Raw genomic sequence first — 18,321 nt, forward strand, 5'->3', positions numbered from 1 at the left:
CAGGATCTCTTGCATTAGTGGCCATCCCTTCGCATACTTCTCGTTAGTGCAAGTTTTCTAACGTTAAGAGCGGAGTCCTCATGGCCAGCGCACACCCGCTTCGCGATCGGATCGCCGTCGTCACCGGAGCCAGTTCCGGGATCGGGGCGCAGATCGCCCGCGAACTCGGCTCCGCCGGGGCGCGGATCGCCCTGGTGGGACGGGATTCCCAGCGGCTCGCGGCGGTCGCCGGGGAGCTGACGGCGATGGGCGCGGAGGCCGAGCCGATCGTCGCCGACCTCGTCGCCGCGTCCGGTCCGCAGGAGGTCGTGGACCGGACGCTCGCCCGGTTCGGCGGCATCGACGTGCTCGTCCACGCGGCCGGAGTCTTCCTGCCGACACCGTTCGCCGACACCACCGACGAGTTGCTCGACGCGCAGTGGGCGACCAACGTCCGGGCACCGTTCCGGCTGACCCGCACGGCCGCCGGGCATCTCAAAGACGGCAGCAGCGTCATCTTCGTCTCCTCCATCTGCGGGCACGTCGGATTCCCGAACTCCAGCGCCTACTGCGCGACCAAGGGCGCGGTGGAACTGCTGGTCAAGTCACTGACCGCCGAGTTCGCCCCGCAGGGCATCCGGGTGAACGCCGTCGCCCCCGGCAACGTCCGCACCAGCATCAACGCGCACCTGCTCGCGGATTCCGGCTACGAGCGCCAGATGCTCGACTCCACCCCGGCGGGACGCGTCGGCGAGGTCGGCGACATCGCACCCGCCGTCGCGTTCCTTGCTTCCCCGGCCGCGTCCTACATCCACGGCGCCAGCCTGCTGATCGACGGCGGCTGGGTCGCGTCGTGAAGCCCGGCTTCGGCGAACTCGTGACCGCGAGCGGACTCGACGCGGTCATCGAACCGCTCGACGAAGCTTCTGTGCTTGGCGCGCTTGGAGAACTGCACGGGTTGTCCGGCCGGCTGGAGCGGATCGCGTCGGAGAAGGACGAGACGTTCGTGTTGCACGCGGCGGATGCGCGCTATCTGGTCAAGGTGAGCGGCGAAGCGCGCGAGGACCTGGCATTGCAGACGGCGGTGTTGCGGCATCTTGAGCGCGCCGCACCCGAACTGCCGGTTCCTGTGGTGAAGTCCGGTGTGGACGGTGTGGATCTGCACGAGGTCGCAAGTGGACGGTCGTTGCGGGTCCTCTCGTTCTTGCCGGGGGAGCCGCTGGCCGAGCGCGCGGCGGCCCCGGAGCCGTTCGGGCGCTGGCACGGGCAGCTCACCCGTGCGCTCGCCGGCTTCCGCGGCGGGAACCGGACCTTGCTCTGGGACCTGCGCTACCTCAGCGCGCTCGACACCGCGAACGGGCTCGCGCAAGAGGTCCTGGCGGAGTTCGCCTCCCGGGTCCGTCCGGGCGAACTGGAAACCCAGCTGGTGCACAACGACATGAGCCCGCACAACATCCTCGTCGGCGCGAGCGGGGAACTGGCCGGGATCCTCGACTTCGGCGACGTGCTCAGCACCGCCGTGGTTTTCGACCTCGCCATCGCGTTGTCCAATCTCCTCGACGCGGACGCGCCGGACCTGTGGGCGGCCCCGCTCGGGTGGCTGCGTGGTTACCTCCAGGTCAGACCGATCGTCGAAGAAGAACTGGCGCTGCTTCCGTTGCTGGCAGTCGCGAGACTGGTGCAGCGCGCACTGATTTCTTCCTGGCGGGCTCGACGGGACCCGGCCCGCGCGGAGTACGTCCGCTCGCACGCTTCCCGTGACTGGGTCACCGCTCGCGCCGGGTACGCCGGCCTCGGCGCGGCAGCCGAACGAGTGCTGGAGGTGCGGCGATGACCCGGCCGGAAATGGTCAACGGCTTCACCGGCGAGCATCTTTCCGCTCAACCACAGCACATTCGCGAGCTGATCGCCCGGCGCGCGAACGTGCTCGGCCCGGGTTATCAGCTGTTCTACACCAACCCGGTCGAAGTCAGCCGGGGCTCGGGCGTGCATCTTTACGATCCCGCGGGCAACGAGTACCTCGACGCCTACAACAACGTCGTCTCGCTCGGCCACTGCCACCCGGCCGTCGTCGAGGCGGTGACCAGGCAGTTGTCGACGCTCACCACGAACACCCGTTACCTGCAAGCAGATCTGCTCGACTTCTCCGAACGGCTGCTCGCGACCTTCCCGGCGGAACTCGACCGGGTCACCTACACCTGCACCGGTTCGGAAGCGAACGACCTGGCGTTGAGAATCGCACGGGCGCACACCGGAAACACCGGGATCATCGTCACGCGCAACGCGTATCACGGCGTGACCGCTGAAGTCGCCGCGTTCTCTCCCTCTCTCGGGCCAACGTCGCCGCTGGGGCCGCACGTGCGCACGATCAGCGCGCCGGATCCGTTGCGGCACGACAACGTGACGGACCTGCTGCGCAACGAGATCCGGGCAGTCATCGAAGATCTCCAACGGCACGGCTTCGGTGTTTGCGCGCTAGTCGTGGACAGCATCTTCTCCTCCGACGGAGTGCAGCCGTTCCCGACCGATCTGCTGGGCGTCCTCGCGGCTGAGGTCCGCGCGGCAGGCGGCGTCTACCTCGCCGACGAAGTCCAAGCCGGATTCGGCCGCACCGGGGCCGGATGGTGGGGATTCGGCAGACATGCCGTCGTGCCCGACCTGGTGACGCTGGGCAAGCCGATGGGCAACGGGATTCCGGTGGCCGCGGCCGTGCTGCGGCACGAGATCGGCCGGGAATTCGGTCAGAAAGTCCGTTACTTCAACACTTTCGGCGGCAGCAACGTGCCGATCGCCGCGGCCTCGGCGGTGCTCGGCGCCATCGAGGGCGAAGGACTTATCGACAACGCCCGGGAGATCGGCGCCCACCTGTTGCGCGGTTTCACCGAAATCGTCGAGAGCAATTCCTGCCTCGCTGAAGTGCGCGGCACCGGACTGTTCCTCGGCATCGAGGTCACCGCACCGGAAAGCACCGAACCGGACCGGGGGATCGCCCAGTCCCTTGTGGACGATCTGCGCGAGAACTTTGTGCTGGTGTCGGCGTCCGGACCGCACGGCAACGTCGTCAAAATCCGGCCGCCGCTGGTGTTCTCCGCCGCCGACGCCGCACTGCTGCTCGACCGCTTCGCCGACGCGGCCGCCCGAGTCCTGTCCCGGAGACGCGCATGACCGCACCGACGATCGACCTGAACGCCGACGCCGGCGAAAGCTTCGGCCGCTGGACCCTCGGCGACGACGACGCCCTCTTCCAGCACATCACGACCGCCAACATCGCGTGCGGTTACCACGCCGGCGACCCGGCGACCATGCGTTCGTCGCTGATCCGCGCCCGGAACGCCGGGATCGCCGCCGGTGCCCACCCCGGCTACCCGGACCTGCTCGGATTCGGCCGCCGCGCGCTGCCTGCGACCGATTCCGACGTGGTCGACTACATCCTCTACCAGGTCGGTGCGCTCGCCGGATTCGCCGCGGCCGAGGAAGTGCCGCTCACGCACGTCAAACCGCACGGCGCGCTGATGGGCCGGATCTGCCGTTCGCCCGGGCTGGCGGTCACGGTCGCGCGAGCCCTCCAGTCCGTTCTGCCCGGGGCGCCGCTGATGTTCGCGCCGACCGAGGCGTTGCGCGCGGTGGTCGAGGCCGGGTTGCCGGTCATCCCGGAGAACGCCGCCGACCTCGGCTTCGACCAGGACGGCATCAACATCGTCGAACCGGTTCCGCAGGCCAAGGCGCCGGCGACGGTAGCCGACCGGGCACTGGAGATGGCACGCGGCACAGTCCGGACGGTCGAGGGCACGGTGATTCCGATGCCGGTGCGCTCGGTGTGCGTGCATGGCGATCGGCCGAACGCGGTGACGGTCGCGAAGGCCGTGCGCCGTCGCCTGGAGGCGGCCGGGTTCGTGGTGCGTGCGGCATGAGCTACCAGTTCTTCGCCGACGGCGCGCGGGCCAGTTTCGGCGGCGACGAGTTCCTCTTCGTCGAGGTCTGCGAAAGCATGGATCTCGCCCAGGCGATGCGCATTCAGGCGATCACCGGCGAGCTTTCCCGGCGCGAGCTGCCCGGAATCCTCGACGTCGCCCCGGCCAACGCCAGCTACCTCGTGCGCCTGGACCCGGATGTGCTGCATCCGCGCGAACTGGTGCGGGCGCTCGCGCGGCTGCACGAACGGTTCGAGGACGCGGGATCGGTCGCGCTGGACACCGAGATCGTGGAAATCCCGGTCTGGTACGGGGATCCGGAGACCGAACGGGTCTGCCTGAAGTTCCGCGACCGGCACCAGTCGGCGGGGGAGACCGACCTCGCGTACACCGCGCGAGTCAACGGGCTGACCTCGGTGGAGGATCTCGTAGCCGCGCATTCGTCGGCGCCTTTCATCGTCACGTTCCCGTGTTTCAAGCCGGGCAACACCGAATGCGTCCAACTCGTGCCGCGCGAACGGCAGCTCCAGGTCCCGAAGTACCTGCGACCGCGGACCGAGACCCCAGCGCGGGCGGTCGCGCACGGCGGCGCTTTCACCGTCGTCTATCCGACCGCGGGCGTCGGCGGCTACCAGTTGCTGGGCCGATCCCCGGTGCCGGTCGCCGACCTCGCGCAGCGGACCCCGGGGTTCGAGACGTCGAAAGTGCTCGCCACGATCTCCACGCTGCTGAGCTTCCGCCCTGTCCCGGGCGAGGAGTACGCGCAGCTGCACACCGATTCCCGCGAAGGCCGCTACCGATACCGCCGCGCGCCGGTCCGGTTCGCGCTCGCCGAGTTCCTCGCCGACCCGGTCGGCTATCCGCCTAGGTTAGCGGCGGCGTTGCCATGCTGACCGTTCTCGCCACGGGCGCGCGCACGCTCGTGCAAGATCTCGGTCGCGCCGGGCAGTACGCCCTCGGGCTGCCGCCGTCCGGTGCGCTCGACCAGTATTCGCACCGCTGCGCCAATCTGCTGGTCGGCAACGACGAAACCGCCGCGACGCTGGAAGTCACGATGATCGGCCCGGAACTGCGCTTCACCGAACCGGCGACCGTGGCGGTCACCGGCGGCGAAGCCGAGATCAGCATCGACGGCACGCGCGCCGAAGGCTGGCAGACGCTGTCCGTAGAAGCTGGTCAGGTACTGCGGATCGGCACACTGCGCACCGGCTGCCACGCCTATGTCGCGGTGCGCGGCGGGATCGCGACGGAGCCGTTCCTCGGCAGCCGGTCCGCCTATCAGAGTTCGGCGATCGGCGGTCCGCTCGCCACCGGCGGCACCCTGCCGATCGGTGACGCGACCGACGGGTGCTGTCCCGGTGAGGGCAGCACCGTCGATCCCCGGTTGCGTCCCGCGCTCGGCGGACATCAGCAGTTGCGGCTGGTCGAAGGCCTGTGCCGGTACCGCTTCACCGACGAGAGCGTCCGCGAGTTCTTCTCCTCGGCGTTCACTGTCTCCGCCGAATCCGACCGCACCGGACGGAGGCTGCTCGGCCCGGCGCTGCGGTTCGTGGACCGCGAAGCCCCGTTCGGCGCGGGCGACAACCCCAGCAACGTGGTCGATCTCGGGTACCCGGTCGGATCGGTGCAGGTGCCCGGCGGCGAGGAGGCCATCTGCCTGCTGCGCGACGCGGTGACCGGCGGCGGTTACGCCACGATCGGCACCGTCGTCAGCGCCGACCTCGACGTGCTCGCCCAGCTCAAAGCACCGGACACGGTCCGTTTCGTGCCGGTGTCGCTCGATCAAGCAGTCGCCGCCCGCCGCGAGAGCCGCCACCGGCTCGACCACGTGCGGCGCGGGCTGCGGCTGCTCTCCCTGTACTGACCTCCGGCAGCACCCGGCCGTCCCCGGAGGACGGCGCGAACGCCCGTTCGCCAGCGCCGCTCGTACCCGCCCCGCTCCGAGGAGCCCCGCCATGACCACGCCCGCACTCGCCGGCACCACGCGGAAATCCGCTTCGCCGTGGACCGTCCGGACCCTGCTCGTCCTGCTCGTGCTCGACCTGACCTACCTCGTCAACGCGATGGACCGGCAGGTGTTCGCCATCCTGCTGCCGGACATCAAGCAGACCTACCTGCTCACCGGCAACCAGGCCGGGACGCTGTCGACGATCTTCACCCTCGGCATGGGGCTGGCCGGCATCCCGGCGGGGTACCTGGCCGACCGGATCGGCCGCAAACGGGTGATCGTCGCGAGCCTGCTGCTGTTCTCGATCACCTGCGCACTCCAGGCGACGGCGCACGGGCTGGTCGACCTGACCGCGTGGCGGATCCTGTCCGGCGTCGGCGAAGGCGCGCAGAACGCGGCGCTCTACGCGGCGGTCGGCGCGTACTTCCAGCGCAATCGCGCGGTCGCGATCGGGTCGATCAACGCGGCGTTCGGGCTCGGCGCGTTCGCCGGTCCGCTGTGGGGCGGGGCATTGCTGTCCTCGACCGGTGACTGGCGTGTTCCGCTGCTGGTGTTCGGCGGGCTCGGCCTGGTGATTCTCGTGGTCATGCTGTTCACGGTGCCGCGGTCGGTGACGGAAACCGGACGCCAGGAGGCACCCCGTGCGACGCCGGCCGCGAGCGGCGAGATCCGGTTCTTCAACCGCCGGGTCGTCTGCTGCGCCATCGCCACCGCCGCCGCCGGCTTCGCGATCTACGGCTATCTCGGGCTGTATCCGACCTATCTCCGCGAGGCGCACGGCTACTCCGGCGGCCAGCTCTCGGTCGCCGCGGGCATGTTCGGGCTCGGCGCGCTCACGTCGGTCTTCTGCGGCATGTTCGCCGACCGGCTCGACCAGCGGCTGGTCAACGTCGCCGGGTTCGCCGCGATCGCCGCGTGCGGAGCGGGGATTTTCGCCTTCGCCGACGCTTACCCCGCGCAGCTCGTGCTTTCCCTGGTGCTCGGGATCGCGTTCACCGGGATCGTTTACACCAACACGAACGCGCTCATGCAGCGTTCGGTGCCCGCCGCGAAGGCCGGACGGGCGAGCGGACTGTTCGTCGCGGCCATGTATCTCCCGGCGAGTGTGTCCGGCTATTTCTTCGCGGCCGTCAAGTCCGGTCTGGGCTGGCACGCCGCCGGAGTCATCCAGTTGTGCGCGATCCCGGTCGCCGGCCTCGTCGCGATGGCCGCGATGGGAAAACCGCGCGACTGACCACGAAGGACAGAGAGGAAATCCATGACACAGCACTATGAACCGTACTCCGAAGTACGCGACGGCATGCGGGTCGACTGGGACGTCCGGCTCGCCATGAGCGACGGCGTGACGCTCGCCGCGGACATTTTCCGGCCGGACGACGACCAGCCGCATCCGGTGCTGCTCGCGGCCAGTCCGTACGGCAAGGGGCTCTCGTTCGCCGAAGGATTCCCGACGCAGTTCTCCGCTCTGGTGCGCGACCATCCCGAGGTGGTGGCCACTTCGACGGGCGCGTATCAGGTCTGGGAGTATCCGGACCCGCAGCGGTGGGTCCCGGAAGGCTACGTGTGCGTGCGGATCGACGTGCGCGGCACCGGCGGCAGCGAAGGATCGATCGATTTCTTCTCGCCGCGGGAAGCCCAAGATCTCTACGAGGCGATCGAATGGGCCGGCGTGCGGGATTGGAGCAACGGCAACGTCGGCATGCTCGGCATCTCCTACCTCGCGACCAATCAGTGGCTGGCCGCCGCGCTCTCCCCGCCGCACCTCAAGGCGATTTGCCCGTGGGAGGGTGCGTCCGACTATTTCCGCGAATACACCCACCACGGCGGGATCCCGACGGAATTCATGCCCAGCTGGGCGCCGAACCAGGTGCTGCGCATCCAGCACGGCCGCGCCGACGCGCCGGTCAACCCGAACACCGGCCGCCGCGTTTCCGGGAAACCCGTGCGCACCGGGGAAGAGCTGGCGGCGGCCGCGATCTCGATCTCCGACGTGCTGCTCGAACGACCCGTCGTCGACAACTACTACCGGGACCGGACCGCGGTGCTGGAGAAGATCACCGTGCCAGTGCTGTCCGCCTCGAACTGGGGCGGCATGGGTCTGCATTCGCGCGGCAATTTCGAGGGCTTCCAGCGGGTTTCGTCCGAGCAGAAGTGGCTGGAGGTGCACGGGCTGGAACACTGGACGGAGTTCTACACCGACTACGGCCTCGACGTGCAGCGCCGGTTCTTCGACCATTTCCTCAATGGCGCGGACAACGAGTGGGAGGCTCAGCCGCCAGTCCAGCTGCAGGTCCGGACGCCGGACAGCTTTTTCCCGCGCCACGAAAGGGAATGGCCGCTCGCGCGTACGGAATGGACCTCGCTGAATCTCGATCTCGGCACTGGTGCGCTGACCGGCCACGCTCCGGCCGGCAGGCAGCAAGCGGAGTTCGCCGCGCGGTCGGAAGGGCTCCTGTTCACCTTGCCGCCCGCTTCGCACGAGGTGGAATACACCGGTCCGGCGGCGCTGAAACTGTTTGTTTCGTCGACGACCGAAGACGCCGATCTTTTCGTGACGGTACACCTGTTCGATCCCGAAGGCGTCGAAGTGCTTTTCCCGACCGCGTTCGAACCGCACGGTCCGGTCGGTCAAGGCTGGTTGCGGCTGTCGCAGCGCGAACTCGATCCGGAACTGTCGCGGCCGTACCGTCCTTGGCAGCGGCACACCGCGGTCTCGCCGCTGGCGCCGGGGGAGGTGTACGAGGCGGACGTGGAGATCTGGCCGTTCTCGATCGTGGTTCCGGCCGGATACGCCCTCGGAGTGTCCGTGCGCGGGCAGGATTACGAACACCGCCTGCCCGGCCCGCACGAGCTGACCTACGGCCGTGAAGTGCGCGGCAGCGGTGCGTACTGGCACGAACTCCCCGGCGACCGCGACCGGGCGGCGTATGACGGGCGGACTACCTTGCACAGCACCGAAAACCAGCGGCCGCAGTTGCTGTTGCCCAGGATTCCGGGAGCCTGACCGCGCACTTCCCGGACCGGCGTCATCCACCGAACCCGCGGAACCGCCGGTCCAGCGAAGCACCAGACGCCGCCCGCGCCGGGCGGCGTCTGGTCGCGGAGATTCCCGGACAGCCGGGTTGACCGGATGCACGGTCCGCCGGGGTGGCCCGCGGCATAGACTGGGCGGCGTGACCGGCCAAGCGCTGCTGGCTTTCCTTCGCGAGCTGCGGGCGACCACCGCGTGGACGGTGGCCGCCGACGACGCCTCGGTGCGATGGCGGCTCAGCGGGTTGACGTGGCAGGCCACGGTGCTCGTCGACCGGCGCTGGCTCGGGGTGGAGTTCGAGGCACGGGACCCGGCGACCGGCAAACTCGTCACATATGACATCGACACCGATCTGTACGACATCTCGCAGGAGGGCCAGCGCGAGTTCGCCGCGGAGATCGAACGCGACATCATCGAGTTTCTCGGCAACCTGCGGAAGGGCTCGATGCTGCGCGGCACCGGCGGTGTGCTCGTCTTTCCGCTCGACGGTTCGTGGATCCGCGTCGTCCGCGGGCGGTTCCTGACCAGCGCGTCCGCGCACGCCGATCTGGCCGTGGCCCGGGGCAATGGCGACTACGTCGTGGTTCGGTGACGGCGCTACTGGTACTTCACGGGGTCGCCGTCGTCCAGCGGAGCGAGCCCGGTGTCGCGGAAGATCTGCAGCTCGCTGCCCAGGCTGAAGACGACCTGCGCGTCCGCGAGCAGCAGGATCCGGCTCATCACCGCGCGCTCGCCTTCGCCGGTGAAAAGCACGCGCAGGTAAAAGTGGATCGACGGTGATGAGCCGCCCTTCTCGCCAGAACACGGCCGTGCTGTTGCGGTCCAGCGCCGGGTACGTGGTGTAGTAATCGCGCGACAGCGGTCCGTCGAACAGCGTGTCGTTCTCGGCCAGGCCACGGAATCGCGAACGCAATCGGCGAATGTTTTCGGATTCGGGACCGCGAATGCCGCCGTTCCGATCGATCGGCAGCAAAGCGTGGCTGGGCCACTGTCGCACGGCCGTTCCGGCGCGGTCGTGCCGCGTGGTGCGGAAGATTCCGTAGCCCTGCCTGCCGATCAGGAATCCGCCAGGCACCCCGATGGCGCAGCGGCTGCGCGGGCCTGGGCGAGCACGGTCCCGTCGGCAGCGCCGAGGAAGAAGGTCACACCGATCCTGCTGCCGTCGTCGGCGAAACCGGCTGCGATGCGGTCCGCGGAGATCAGCAACTGCCAGTGCGCCACGGCGAGCGTCCCGGGCTCCAGTGGCGAGTCCGGGTCGGTGTCCTCCGGTTTCAGCGAGCCGAGCGGGGATGGTGACGCGCGTCCCGGCGGGCGATCCGCACTGTCTCGTTGACGCTGACCAGCGGCGGGTACGCATCGCTGTCAGCCCGGTGCTGCCACGCCCCGGAGCTGGCCGGGCACGCGATCGGTGAACAGTTCTCGCGCAACCGGCCCGATTCCCGCTATCATTTCCGGGCTTACCTCGACCTGCCGAGGTCTGGTCAATCCGGCTGGAAAGCGGCGAAATGCGGTACGGCCGAAAGAATGAGCAGCGGTGCGCCGAACGGCCGGGCGGGCTAATCCCTTTTGCCGAGAATGGAGCGGGTGATCAGCTGTCATGAGAAAAGCTGTTGTCGCACTGGTGTGTGTTCTTGCCCTGCTGGGAGCGGGTTCCGTCGCGAACGCCGACCCGGCGCCGTCGAGCACGGTGAGCGTCGCCCCGGCCAGTGTCGCGCCGGGCGCGGCCGTGACCTTCTCGGTCACCCTGTCGAACGCGGACGCCGACCCGCTGAAAGGCGGAAAGCTGGGCCTCGGCGTGGCGAACGGCGCGATCAATCAACTCTTCGACGTCAGCACCTGCGCGCTGTGCTACCAGGCCGGAAACACCATTCGCTACGACGTGGGCGACGTCCCGGTCAACGGCAGCAAAACCTTCACCTTCTCCATCGGGGTTTTCGCCAACGCGCAGCACGGCCAGTATGTGATTGAGCACCAGTTCGTCGGCGACAATTACTCGTACGAGACGCTGGAAGGCCCGACGGTCACCGTCTCCTGACAGCGAGCGGAGGTCCGTGAGGGGTGCCCTGAGGGAATCGGATTCCCTGAGAGGGTGTTGTGGAACCTGGGTGGTTAGTTGTTGGTGTCTTCTGCTAGGCGGCGTGCTGCTTCGGTTTCGATGGGGCCGCGGGGTTCGATGTGTTCGTCGGCGAGGCGGGCGGCCATCAGCCGGATCATGGCGAATTGGATCATGGCTTCGGCGTGGGCGGTTTTGCGTTCGTAGTCGCGGGTCAAGCGTCTGCACCTCGTGAGCCAGCCGAAGGTTCGTTCCACCACCCACCTGCGGGGCAGCACCTGAAAGCCTGCCACATCGGCGTTGCGGGGCACCGCCACGATCTCGATGTCCTCGTTCTCGCGGGCCCGGTTCACGAGGGTGGCGTCTTTGGAGTTGACGTAGCCGCCGTCCGCCCACACCGGCCGGAGCCGGGGAAAGACCCGCCGGATCCCGGTCAGGACCCGGCGGGCCCCGGGCCGGTCCCGCGCCGACGCCGACGACACGGCCACGCCCAGCAGCAGCCCGAGCGTGTCGACCAGCACATGCCGTTTGCGGCCCCGCACGCGTTTCCCCGCGTCGTAGCCGATCCGCTCGCCGCCCTCGCAGGTTTTCACCGACTGGGAGTCCAGCACCGCGGCCGAGGGCCGCGGGTCGCGGCCGTCGCGTGCGCGGACCCGCCCGCGCAGCACGTCGTGGACCCGGCCCCAGGTGCCGTCCGCGGTCCACGCGGCGAACACCCGATACGCCGTGGTCCACGGCACGAGCCGCCACGCGCACCCGCTGACCAGCACGTAGCTGATCGTGTCGATCACCAGCCGACGCGAATGCACCGGCGGCCGCCCGCAGGCTCGGATGCCTGCGCGGCAGCAGCGGCTCGACCACCGCCCACTGCGCATCGGTCAACGACGAGCCATACACCGGCTCGCACACACAGACACACACCCGACCCGATGATCACCATCACCACGCCGCTACCACAGCCGACACACCGCACCCACCACCAGGTTCCACAACACCCTCTCAGGGTTCCCCTCACGGACTCGGCGGGAGAGGGGATTACGCGGCGGTGCCCTCGATGTGCGCCTTCAGCAGTTCCAGCCCGGGCTGGATGCGGGCCGAGTCCTCCACCGGGTGCGGACCGGCCGGTTCGGTGGGCGGGACCAGTCGCTCGAACAGGCGGCAGAACAGGGTCGTCCCGTCGCCGAGATCGAAGGTGGTGAAGGTGGCGATCGCGTGCATCGCCGGCGCCAGGGTTCCGTCGTCGAGCACGTCGCGGCCGACCACCGTCCACAGTTTGCCCGGGACCCGCGCGACGACGGTGTACAGCTTCGGCTTTTCGTTCAGGTCCGGCACAATGGTTTCGAGCAGCACGTCGCCGAGCTTCGCGGGGACGTCCGCCGTGCCGCGCCGGACTTCGGTTCCGGACGCCATCGGCAGCCACTTCGGCAGGTTCGACCAGGTGGTCGCCCAGTCGTAGACCTCCTGCGCCGGGCGGTCGACCACGATGCGGTTTTCGACGAAGCGGATGTTCAGGTTGTCCGGGATCTGCGGAACGTACAGTGCGGTGGACATGATTTTTCTCCTTTTCGGGGTTATTCGGGGGAATGCTGTCCGGTCATGAGCGCGCCGAGGTCGTCCGGTTCGAGGAACGACGGCGGCGGGGGCGGGCCCCAGCTGAACAAGCCCTGTGCGCCTTCGAAAACCTCCGGCGTCCAGATCTCGTCCTCGGGGATGCAGTCCATGTCGGCGTAGTACTCGCTGAAGTTGCCCGCCGGGTCTTTGAGGTACCAGAAGAAATTGGAACCCGCGTGATGGCGGCCGAGTCCCCAGACGTGCCGGTCGGGATGGCCGCTCAGCATCGCCGCGGCGCCGCGGCCGACGTCGTCGATGTCGTCGACCTGCCACGACGTGTGGTGCAGGAAGTTCACCGGCGCGGCGAGCGCCAGCACGTTGTGGTGATCGACCGAGCAGCGCATGAAGGCGCCCTTGTTCCCGATGTAGTCGCTGACTTTGAAGCCGAGCGCCTCGGTGAAAAAGCGCATGGTGGCGTCGAGATCGGTGGTGCCCACGACGCAGTGGCCGAGTTTCTTCGGGCGAATCGGGTGCTCGCGCAGCACACCGGGCGCGCGGCCGGACCGTTCGATGCGGCCGGGTCCGTTGTACGGCGTGGCCAAGACCGGTCGCTGGGTGATCCGCGGCGAAATCTCGACCCGGACGGTGAATCCGGAGACCGGCTCGATCGCACAGACCGCGGTGCCGGTCTCGGTGCAGACGACGCCGAGCCGGTTCAGGCGCGCCGCGGTCCGCGCGAGGTCGTCGGCGTCGTCGACTCCCACGCCGAGTTCGAGCAGCTGCCGGTAGGGCGCGTGCCGGACGCGCAGCTGCTCGCCGCCTTCGAGGGTGGTGAAGGATCCGTCGCCGACGTGGGTAAGTCCGAAATCGGCGTAGTAGGCAATGGTTTCCGCGACGTTCGGCACGCCCATCGTGACCCGGGTCAGCCGGTGCATCCCCATGTCAGGCCTCCGGTTCCGCGACGAAGGTCTGCCGCATTTCGCCGAGGCCGCCGATCCGGCTGACCAGCTCTTGCCCGGCCCGCAGGAATCGTTGCGGCGTGCGGCCGACGCCCACTCCGGAGGGCGTCCCGGTGAACACGAGATCGCCCGGATACAGGGTGATCGTCCGGGACAGCGCGGAGATCAGCTTCCCGACCGGGAAGATCAGCTCGCGGGTCCGGCTGTCCTGCACGGTCTCGCCGTCGACCGCGCACGACAGCGCCAGGTCGTCCCGGTCCGCCAGTTCGTCCGGCGTGACCAGCCACGGCCCGACCGGGGCGAAGTCCGGGAAGGACTTGCCGAGGCTGAACTGCGGGGCCGGGCCGGCCAGCTGCGAGACGCGTTCGGAGAGGTCCTGCCCGATCGTCACCCCGGCGATGTGCTCCCACGCTTCGGCTTCCTCGACGCGGTGGGCGGTCCGGCCGACGACCGCGACGAGTTCCACCTCCCAGTCGACGTTGCCTCCCGGCGGCAGGACGACCTCGGCGTCGGGACCGGTCAGCGAGGAAACGAACTTGGTGAACACCGGCGGAAGGCCGTCGGGAGCGGCGAAACCGGACTCCGCGGCGTGCGCGTCGTAGTTGAGCCCGATCGCGACGATCTGCCGCGGGGCGGGGGAGGGCGGACCCAGCTGGGCACGGGTGAAGGCGACGTCGGGTTCGGCGGTGAGCTTTCTCGCCCAAGCCTGGAATTCGGGCCAGTTCCGGTAAACGGAGCCGAGGCCGAAGAGGCCGCCGGATGCCTTGGCGACGTCGATTCCCTTGTCCGCTGCGGTCAGCAGGACGGCCCGGCCGTCCACATTGGCCAGTTTCACGGTTTTCTCTTTTCTAGGAGCAGAGCGTCAGATTGGTCCGGACGGTGAGGGGGAGACTGACGACGAGGCCGGTCCCCTCGGCCCGGGTGCGCGGGCCGGGTGATCCCGTCCCGGCGGACTCGGCGGCGAGCACGTCGTCGCGGAACAGTTTCCAAGGCCGGTCGACGTTGCCGATCCGCAGCGTCACGTCGGCCGGTTTCCCGGCCACCCGGCGCAAAGTCAGTGCCAGCAACGGCTTTTCCCGGTCGTACCAGGCACGGAGAACCTCGGCCGTGCCCTCGATCGCGGTCACGCCGGGCTCGCGGAAGTGTTCCGCGGTCCACGGGTGGTGGTACATCTTCCACAGCCCGTCCGGGACGTTCAGCCGGGCGTTGCCGGTCAGCCGGTCCGTGAGGATCATGGTGCCGTTCTCGTCGAACGACCAGTCCTCGCGCGGGTAGAACAGGCCGCCGTTCTCCCGGGCCGGGTTCAGGTAGGCGTCGGCGTAGCCGAGCCTGCCGCGCAGGTTCTCCTGGTCGCCGGCCGTCCGGTTCGCCGACGCGGCGGGCGGCCAGAAAAGCACGCAGGGCCTCCGGGGTGTCGCGTTCCGGATAGACCGTTACGTCAAGGGCCTGTACGCGATTCCCGAGTTCGTCGAGCGCCCGGTCGATCCGAGCCGAGGCCGGCGGGCACACGGTCTGGCAATGCGTAATGCCGAAAAGACGAGCAGGTATTTTCCGAAATAGGACCGTTCGGTGACCGCGGTGCCGGAATCGTCGATCAGCCGGAAACTTCCGCCGACTGTCGGAACCGGGCGCGTAATCGTCGCGGAACCGGAACCGGCAGGGGTGCGGCAGGAGGAATTCATTTCCATGACGCACACGCTAGGAGGCGTGGCCATGCCCGTCCAATACCGCGTTGGCGCTCGACTATGTCGGTGGGGCATAGCCGGTGATCGCCGCCCGGATGTCGGCCGCCACCTCGTCCAGTTTTCGCATCATGAGCAGCATCGTCGGGGTGAGCTGCCTGCCCGCGGGCAGCGTGACGCCGACCGATTCCACGATGCCCAGGTCGATCGGCAGCGCGGCCAGCTCCGGTTCGGTCTCGGCGACCAGCTGCGGCATCACNCGGCATCACGACCAGGGTGTCGGTCTCCCGCGCGATCGCGCGCACGGCCAGGAACGAACCGCATTCGATGCGGTTGGCCGGGGTCGAGAGGCCGCGGCTCAGGAGATGTTCCTCCAGCTGCCGTCGCTGCGGGTTGTCGGCGGGCGGCAGCGACCAGAGCTCGCCGATCAGGTCGGCGATCGTGAGTCCCGGCCGCCGGTGCGCGGGATGCTGGCTGCGCGCGACCACGCGCGCGGGCTCGTAGTAGAGGTGGTGCTGGCGCAGCCGGTCGTTGCTCGCTGGTTCGAGCGTGCCGACGACCAGGTCGACGTCGCCCGCGAGCAGCGCTTCGTACAGCGCTTCCGGGCCGCCGTGCCGGATGATGACGGTGAGGTCTGGCGCGACCGCTTTCACTCGCGCGACCGCGCGGGGCAGCAACACGCTCGCCCCGGCGAGGAAAGTCCCGATCGTGACGGTGCCGGCGTGGCCGTCGGCCAGCTCTTCGAGATGCCGCCCGGCCTGGCGGAGTTCGGCGAGCACTGCCCGGGCGTGGTCGACGAAGACCTCGCCGAACAGCGTCGCCGTCATCCCGCGCGGGCCGCGTTCGAACAGTTCGACCTTGAGGATCGACTCGAGTTCGCGCAGCCCGCGGGTCAGCACCGGCTGGGTGACGTGCAGCCGTTCGCCCGCGGCGACCAGCGAGCCCTGTTCGGCGATCGCCACGACGTAGCGCAGATGGCGCAGCTTGAGCCTGCCGTCGACGAGATCGGTCATCGGGCACGCTCGGCTGGTCGCATGCGCTCGATTCTGCCGGTCCGCTCAGTGGTGGCCGCCCGCCGGCACGACGAAACTGACGGTTTTGCTGTCCAGGACCTGGTGCGTCGGGTCGGCCAGCCCGATCCACACCTTGTGCGGGCCGGGCGGCAGCGCCTGGATGATCAGCGGTTCCCCGCTCCCGTCGGCCCAGTGCCATGGCGCGTCGTCGACCGTGACGTGGATGTGGCCGATGCGCGGGGAGACCTCGAGTGCGGCCGGGCCGTAGACCGGGACGATGCGCAGGTTTTCCGCCCGGTAGCGCAGGACGACCAGGCCCTTCGCGAGCTGCTCCGGCAAGGGCGCGTCGACGGCGAGCGCGGGCGGTGGCTGGGACGGCAGCGGTACGACGGGGGCGGGCGGCCACCCCGGGGCCGCGGCGGGAGGAGGGGCAGAGGCGACCGGAGGCGCGGCGGAGGCGGAGCACGCGGTCGCCAGCAAAACGACTGAACCGAGGATCGCGGTGCGAAGAAAATGCGGCATGGAAAGAAACCTAGGCGGCTGTTGATCATTTTCGCGTATGTCAGGTGACCGCATCGCGGTAAGTCGTGCGGGAAGTGCCGTGCGTGCCGCTGGGGTCGGCACGCACGGCACAGGTCAGCGGCAGCGGTAGCTGGACGCGACGGCGGGGTCGCCGTAGCCCTTGTACCGCGAGACCCGCGGGTACGCGCACAGGTCGCGGGTTTGCTTCCCGTCCGCGGTCGCGGCCGCCAAGGCGGCCGGGGCCTTGCCGTGCTCGACCCAGTCGACCAGCGCGCCGAGCGGGTTCGCGGGCGTCGCGCCCGTCCCGCCGCCGCAGTGTTCGACGCCGGGGGCCAGGAACAGCCGGTAGAAGTCGTTCACCCGGTGGGAGCCGCCCATCGCCCGTTCGACCTCGGCGCGGTAGCGCAGCGTGCCGCCGGGCGGGATGAGCTGGTCGTCCGTGCCGACGAAGGTCAGCAGCTTGCCGCCGGTCCGGTGGAAGGCCGACAGGTCCGGGTCGGCGGTGCCGATGACGTCGTCGTACTCCCGCACCGACTGGCGGAACACCTGGGCGAACTGGGCGTAGCTGAGCTTCGAGACGTCGAAACCTGCCTGTTTGGCGACGAACGACTGGACCCAGCTGACCGCGACCGGGAACCCGGTGGCGTACGGGCTGTCGCCGGTTCCGGCCAGCCAGGTGAAATCGGCGCCCTTCGGGAGGCCGTCCCACAGCTTCCGGCCGCGTTCGTCGGCCGGCCCGGCCCAGATCTTGCGCATGACGTCGGCGTCCTTGGCGGTGACGGCGATTTCCTCGCCGTCGCAGCTGACCGTCGTGCCGATCAGCGAACGCGGGTCGTAGCTGCATTCGTCCGGCCGGTCGACGATGCCGTTTTCGACGCCGTCGTCCGCGTCGCACGCCTTGACCGCGGCCTGCCGGAACGCGGTGAAGACACAGGCGCTCGGAAAGTCGTGCTCCTGGTTCATCACGACCTGCGGCCAGAGCGTCGCGACCGCGAACTGCGTCCAGTGGACCGCGGGCGCGTTCGCCAGGACGCCGTCGAAGTCGCCGGGGTAGTTCTGCGCCTCGGAGTAGCCCTGGCGGCCGCCGGTCGAGCAGCCGTTCCAGTACGAATAGGTCACCGGCCGGTGGTAGAACCGCTGGGTGACGTCCTTGCCGAGCAGCGCGGCCTCGTGCACCGATCGGGTGGCGAAGTTTGTCAGCAGCGGCCGGTTGACCTTGCCGGGCGCGGTCAGCGCCCACGAGGTGTCGAGTTCGGTCAGGACGCCGGCGTCGGTGGTCACGCCCGCGTAGCCGTCCTTGGCGGCCTTGGCCAGCGGAGCGCCGAAGTTCCCGGCGGCGTACGCGCTTCCGCCGACCGCCTGGAGCCGTCCGGTCCAGCCCGTCTGCGGCAGGGCCACCCCGACCTTGACGTGGTCATTGGCCCCGAAATGGGTGAGCGTGACGGTGATTTCGCAGTAGCCGGGCTGGGGTTCGGCCCGCACCGATTCGATCTTCGCGCCGCTGGGCGCGGTGACCGGCACAGTGGCGCAGGCGGTGGTTTCGGCCGCGGCGGCGCTGGGCGCGAGCTGGGTGACGGTGGCCGCCAGCAGCGCCGCGAGCGGCAACGCCGAGAGAAGTGTTCGGGTGCGTCTCATCGCTTTCCTTTGTGGAGGGTCGCTTTCGTCTGAAGCT

20 protein-coding genes and 1 pseudogene are annotated in these 18,321 nt (G+C 69.1%); 10 read left to right on the forward strand and 11 right to left on the reverse strand.

Features of this window, described 5'->3' with window-relative positions; genetic code table 11:
- Nucleotides 1-80 precede the first annotated feature (80 nt).
- The 9 genes from A4R44_RS16460 (at nucleotide 81) to A4R44_RS16500 (ending at nucleotide 9,461) form a co-directional block, all read left to right on the forward strand.
- Complete coding sequence (locus A4R44_RS16460; RefSeq protein ID WP_067580932.1) at nucleotides 81-836, forward strand: SDR family NAD(P)-dependent oxidoreductase; 756 nt, start codon at nucleotides 81-83, stop codon at nucleotides 834-836.
- Nucleotides 833-1,813: a phosphotransferase gene (locus tag A4R44_RS16465; RefSeq protein WP_067580934.1), complete on the forward strand. Its 981-nt coding sequence runs from the start codon at nucleotides 833-835 to the stop codon at nucleotides 1,811-1,813. Before A4R44_RS16460 ends, A4R44_RS16465 begins: the two co-directional genes overlap by 4 nt.
- Nucleotides 1,810-3,144, forward strand: a complete 1,335-nt coding sequence (locus A4R44_RS16470; RefSeq protein ID WP_067580936.1) for an aspartate aminotransferase family protein — start codon at nucleotides 1,810-1,812, stop codon at nucleotides 3,142-3,144. The genes A4R44_RS16465 and A4R44_RS16470 overlap by 4 nt, the downstream gene beginning before the upstream one ends.
- On the forward strand, nucleotides 3,141-3,890 hold the full coding sequence (locus A4R44_RS16475; RefSeq protein ID WP_067580938.1) for a 5-oxoprolinase subunit PxpA: 750 nt from the start codon (nucleotides 3,141-3,143) through the stop codon (nucleotides 3,888-3,890). Before A4R44_RS16470 ends, A4R44_RS16475 begins: the two co-directional genes overlap by 4 nt.
- Entirely contained in the window at nucleotides 3,887-4,783 is an 897-nt protein-coding gene (locus A4R44_RS16480) for an allophanate hydrolase subunit 1 (protein WP_067580941.1), read from the forward strand. Before A4R44_RS16475 ends, A4R44_RS16480 begins: the two co-directional genes overlap by 4 nt.
- Nucleotides 4,777-5,754 carry a biotin-dependent carboxyltransferase family protein gene (locus tag A4R44_RS16485; protein WP_067580944.1) on the forward strand — a complete coding sequence of 326 codons (978 nt, stop codon included), beginning with the start codon at nucleotides 4,777-4,779 and terminating at the stop codon, nucleotides 5,752-5,754. The genes A4R44_RS16480 and A4R44_RS16485 overlap by 7 nt, the downstream gene beginning before the upstream one ends.
- A 91-nt stretch (nucleotides 5,755-5,845) precedes the next feature.
- On the forward strand, nucleotides 5,846-7,072 hold the full coding sequence (locus A4R44_RS16490; protein ID WP_067580946.1) for an MFS transporter: 1,227 nt from the start codon (nucleotides 5,846-5,848) through the stop codon (nucleotides 7,070-7,072).
- A gap of 24 nt (nucleotides 7,073-7,096) precedes the next feature.
- Nucleotides 7,097-8,842, forward strand: a complete 1,746-nt coding sequence (locus tag A4R44_RS16495; protein WP_067580949.1) for a CocE/NonD family hydrolase — start codon at nucleotides 7,097-7,099, stop codon at nucleotides 8,840-8,842.
- 169 nt (nucleotides 8,843-9,011) lie between these two features.
- Nucleotides 9,012-9,461 (forward strand): hypothetical protein, encoded by a 450-nt coding sequence (locus A4R44_RS16500; RefSeq protein ID WP_067580951.1) that lies wholly within the window; start codon nucleotides 9,012-9,014, stop codon nucleotides 9,459-9,461.
- A 5-nt stretch (nucleotides 9,462-9,466) separates the two neighbouring features.
- Here A4R44_RS16500 and A4R44_RS47935 read toward each other — a convergent pair whose 3' ends face one another.
- Together A4R44_RS47935 and A4R44_RS47940 are read right to left on the reverse strand one after the other, a co-directional pair.
- On the reverse strand, nucleotides 9,467-9,622 hold the full coding sequence (locus A4R44_RS47935; protein WP_157904884.1) for a hypothetical protein: 156 nt from the start codon (nucleotides 9,620-9,622) through the stop codon (nucleotides 9,467-9,469).
- Nucleotides 9,623-9,925: 303 nt separating this feature from the next.
- On the reverse strand, nucleotides 9,926-10,090 hold the full coding sequence (locus A4R44_RS47940) for a hypothetical protein (protein WP_157904885.1): 165 nt from the start codon (nucleotides 10,088-10,090) through the stop codon (nucleotides 9,926-9,928).
- Between the two features lie 376 nt (nucleotides 10,091-10,466).
- Between A4R44_RS47940 and A4R44_RS16505 the strand changes: the two genes are divergently transcribed.
- The gene (locus tag A4R44_RS16505; protein WP_143132396.1) at nucleotides 10,467-10,904 is read left to right on the forward strand and encodes a hypothetical protein; all 438 of its coding nucleotides are present in this window, start codon (nucleotides 10,467-10,469) and stop codon (nucleotides 10,902-10,904) included.
- Nucleotides 10,905-10,978: 74 nt separating this feature from the next.
- Here A4R44_RS16505 and A4R44_RS16510 read toward each other — a convergent pair.
- From A4R44_RS16510 to A4R44_RS16550, 9 genes and pseudogenes are all read right to left on the reverse strand, one after another.
- Nucleotides 10,979-11,843, reverse strand: a protein-coding gene (locus A4R44_RS16510; protein WP_198545304.1) for an IS5 family transposase whose coding sequence is annotated in 2 segments (ribosomal slippage) — nucleotides 10,979-11,744 and nucleotides 11,743-11,843 — 867 coding nt in all. Because the reading frame shifts where the segments join, the coding sequence is not laid out codon by codon here.
- 114 nt (nucleotides 11,844-11,957) lie between these two features.
- Nucleotides 11,958-12,473 (reverse strand): SRPBCC family protein, encoded by a 516-nt coding sequence (locus A4R44_RS16515; RefSeq protein ID WP_067580955.1) that lies wholly within the window; start codon nucleotides 12,471-12,473, stop codon nucleotides 11,958-11,960.
- 20 nt (nucleotides 12,474-12,493) lie between these two features.
- Nucleotides 12,494-13,414 carry a VOC family protein gene (locus tag A4R44_RS16520; RefSeq protein WP_067580957.1) on the reverse strand — a complete coding sequence of 307 codons (921 nt, stop codon included), beginning with the start codon at nucleotides 13,412-13,414 and terminating at the stop codon, nucleotides 12,494-12,496.
- A 1-nt stretch (nucleotide 13,415) separates the two neighbouring features.
- Nucleotides 13,416-14,267 carry a fumarylacetoacetate hydrolase family protein gene (locus A4R44_RS16525; RefSeq protein ID WP_067580959.1) on the reverse strand — a complete coding sequence of 284 codons (852 nt, stop codon included), beginning with the start codon at nucleotides 14,265-14,267 and terminating at the stop codon, nucleotides 13,416-13,418.
- Nucleotides 14,268-14,280: 13 nt separating this feature from the next.
- A complete protein-coding gene (locus A4R44_RS50335) occupies nucleotides 14,281-14,829 on the reverse strand; it encodes a hypothetical protein (protein ID WP_067580961.1) in 549 nt (182 codons plus the stop codon).
- Nucleotides 14,830-14,872: 43 nt separating this feature from the next.
- Nucleotides 14,873-15,127: pseudogene (locus A4R44_RS52380) on the reverse strand (hypothetical protein); the annotation flags it as partial.
- Complete coding sequence (locus A4R44_RS16540) at nucleotides 15,111-16,127, reverse strand: LysR substrate-binding domain-containing protein (RefSeq protein WP_107648855.1); 1,017 nt, start codon at nucleotides 16,125-16,127, stop codon at nucleotides 15,111-15,113. The pseudogene A4R44_RS52380 and the gene A4R44_RS16540, both read right to left, overlap by 17 nt.
- A gap of 45 nt (nucleotides 16,128-16,172) precedes the next feature.
- On the reverse strand, nucleotides 16,173-16,649 hold the full coding sequence (locus A4R44_RS16545; protein WP_232791632.1) for a DUF6130 family protein: 477 nt from the start codon (nucleotides 16,647-16,649) through the stop codon (nucleotides 16,173-16,175).
- A 114-nt stretch (nucleotides 16,650-16,763) separates the two neighbouring features.
- Nucleotides 16,764-18,284: a tannase/feruloyl esterase family alpha/beta hydrolase gene (locus tag A4R44_RS16550; RefSeq protein ID WP_067580965.1), complete on the reverse strand. Its 1,521-nt coding sequence runs from the start codon at nucleotides 18,282-18,284 to the stop codon at nucleotides 16,764-16,766.
- Between the last annotated feature and the right edge of the window lie 37 nt (nucleotides 18,285-18,321).

The sequence above is a fragment of the Amycolatopsis sp. M39 genome (genome assembly GCF_001651785.1).
Classification (GTDB): Bacteria; Actinomycetota; Actinomycetes; order Mycobacteriales; family Pseudonocardiaceae; genus Amycolatopsis; species Amycolatopsis rubida.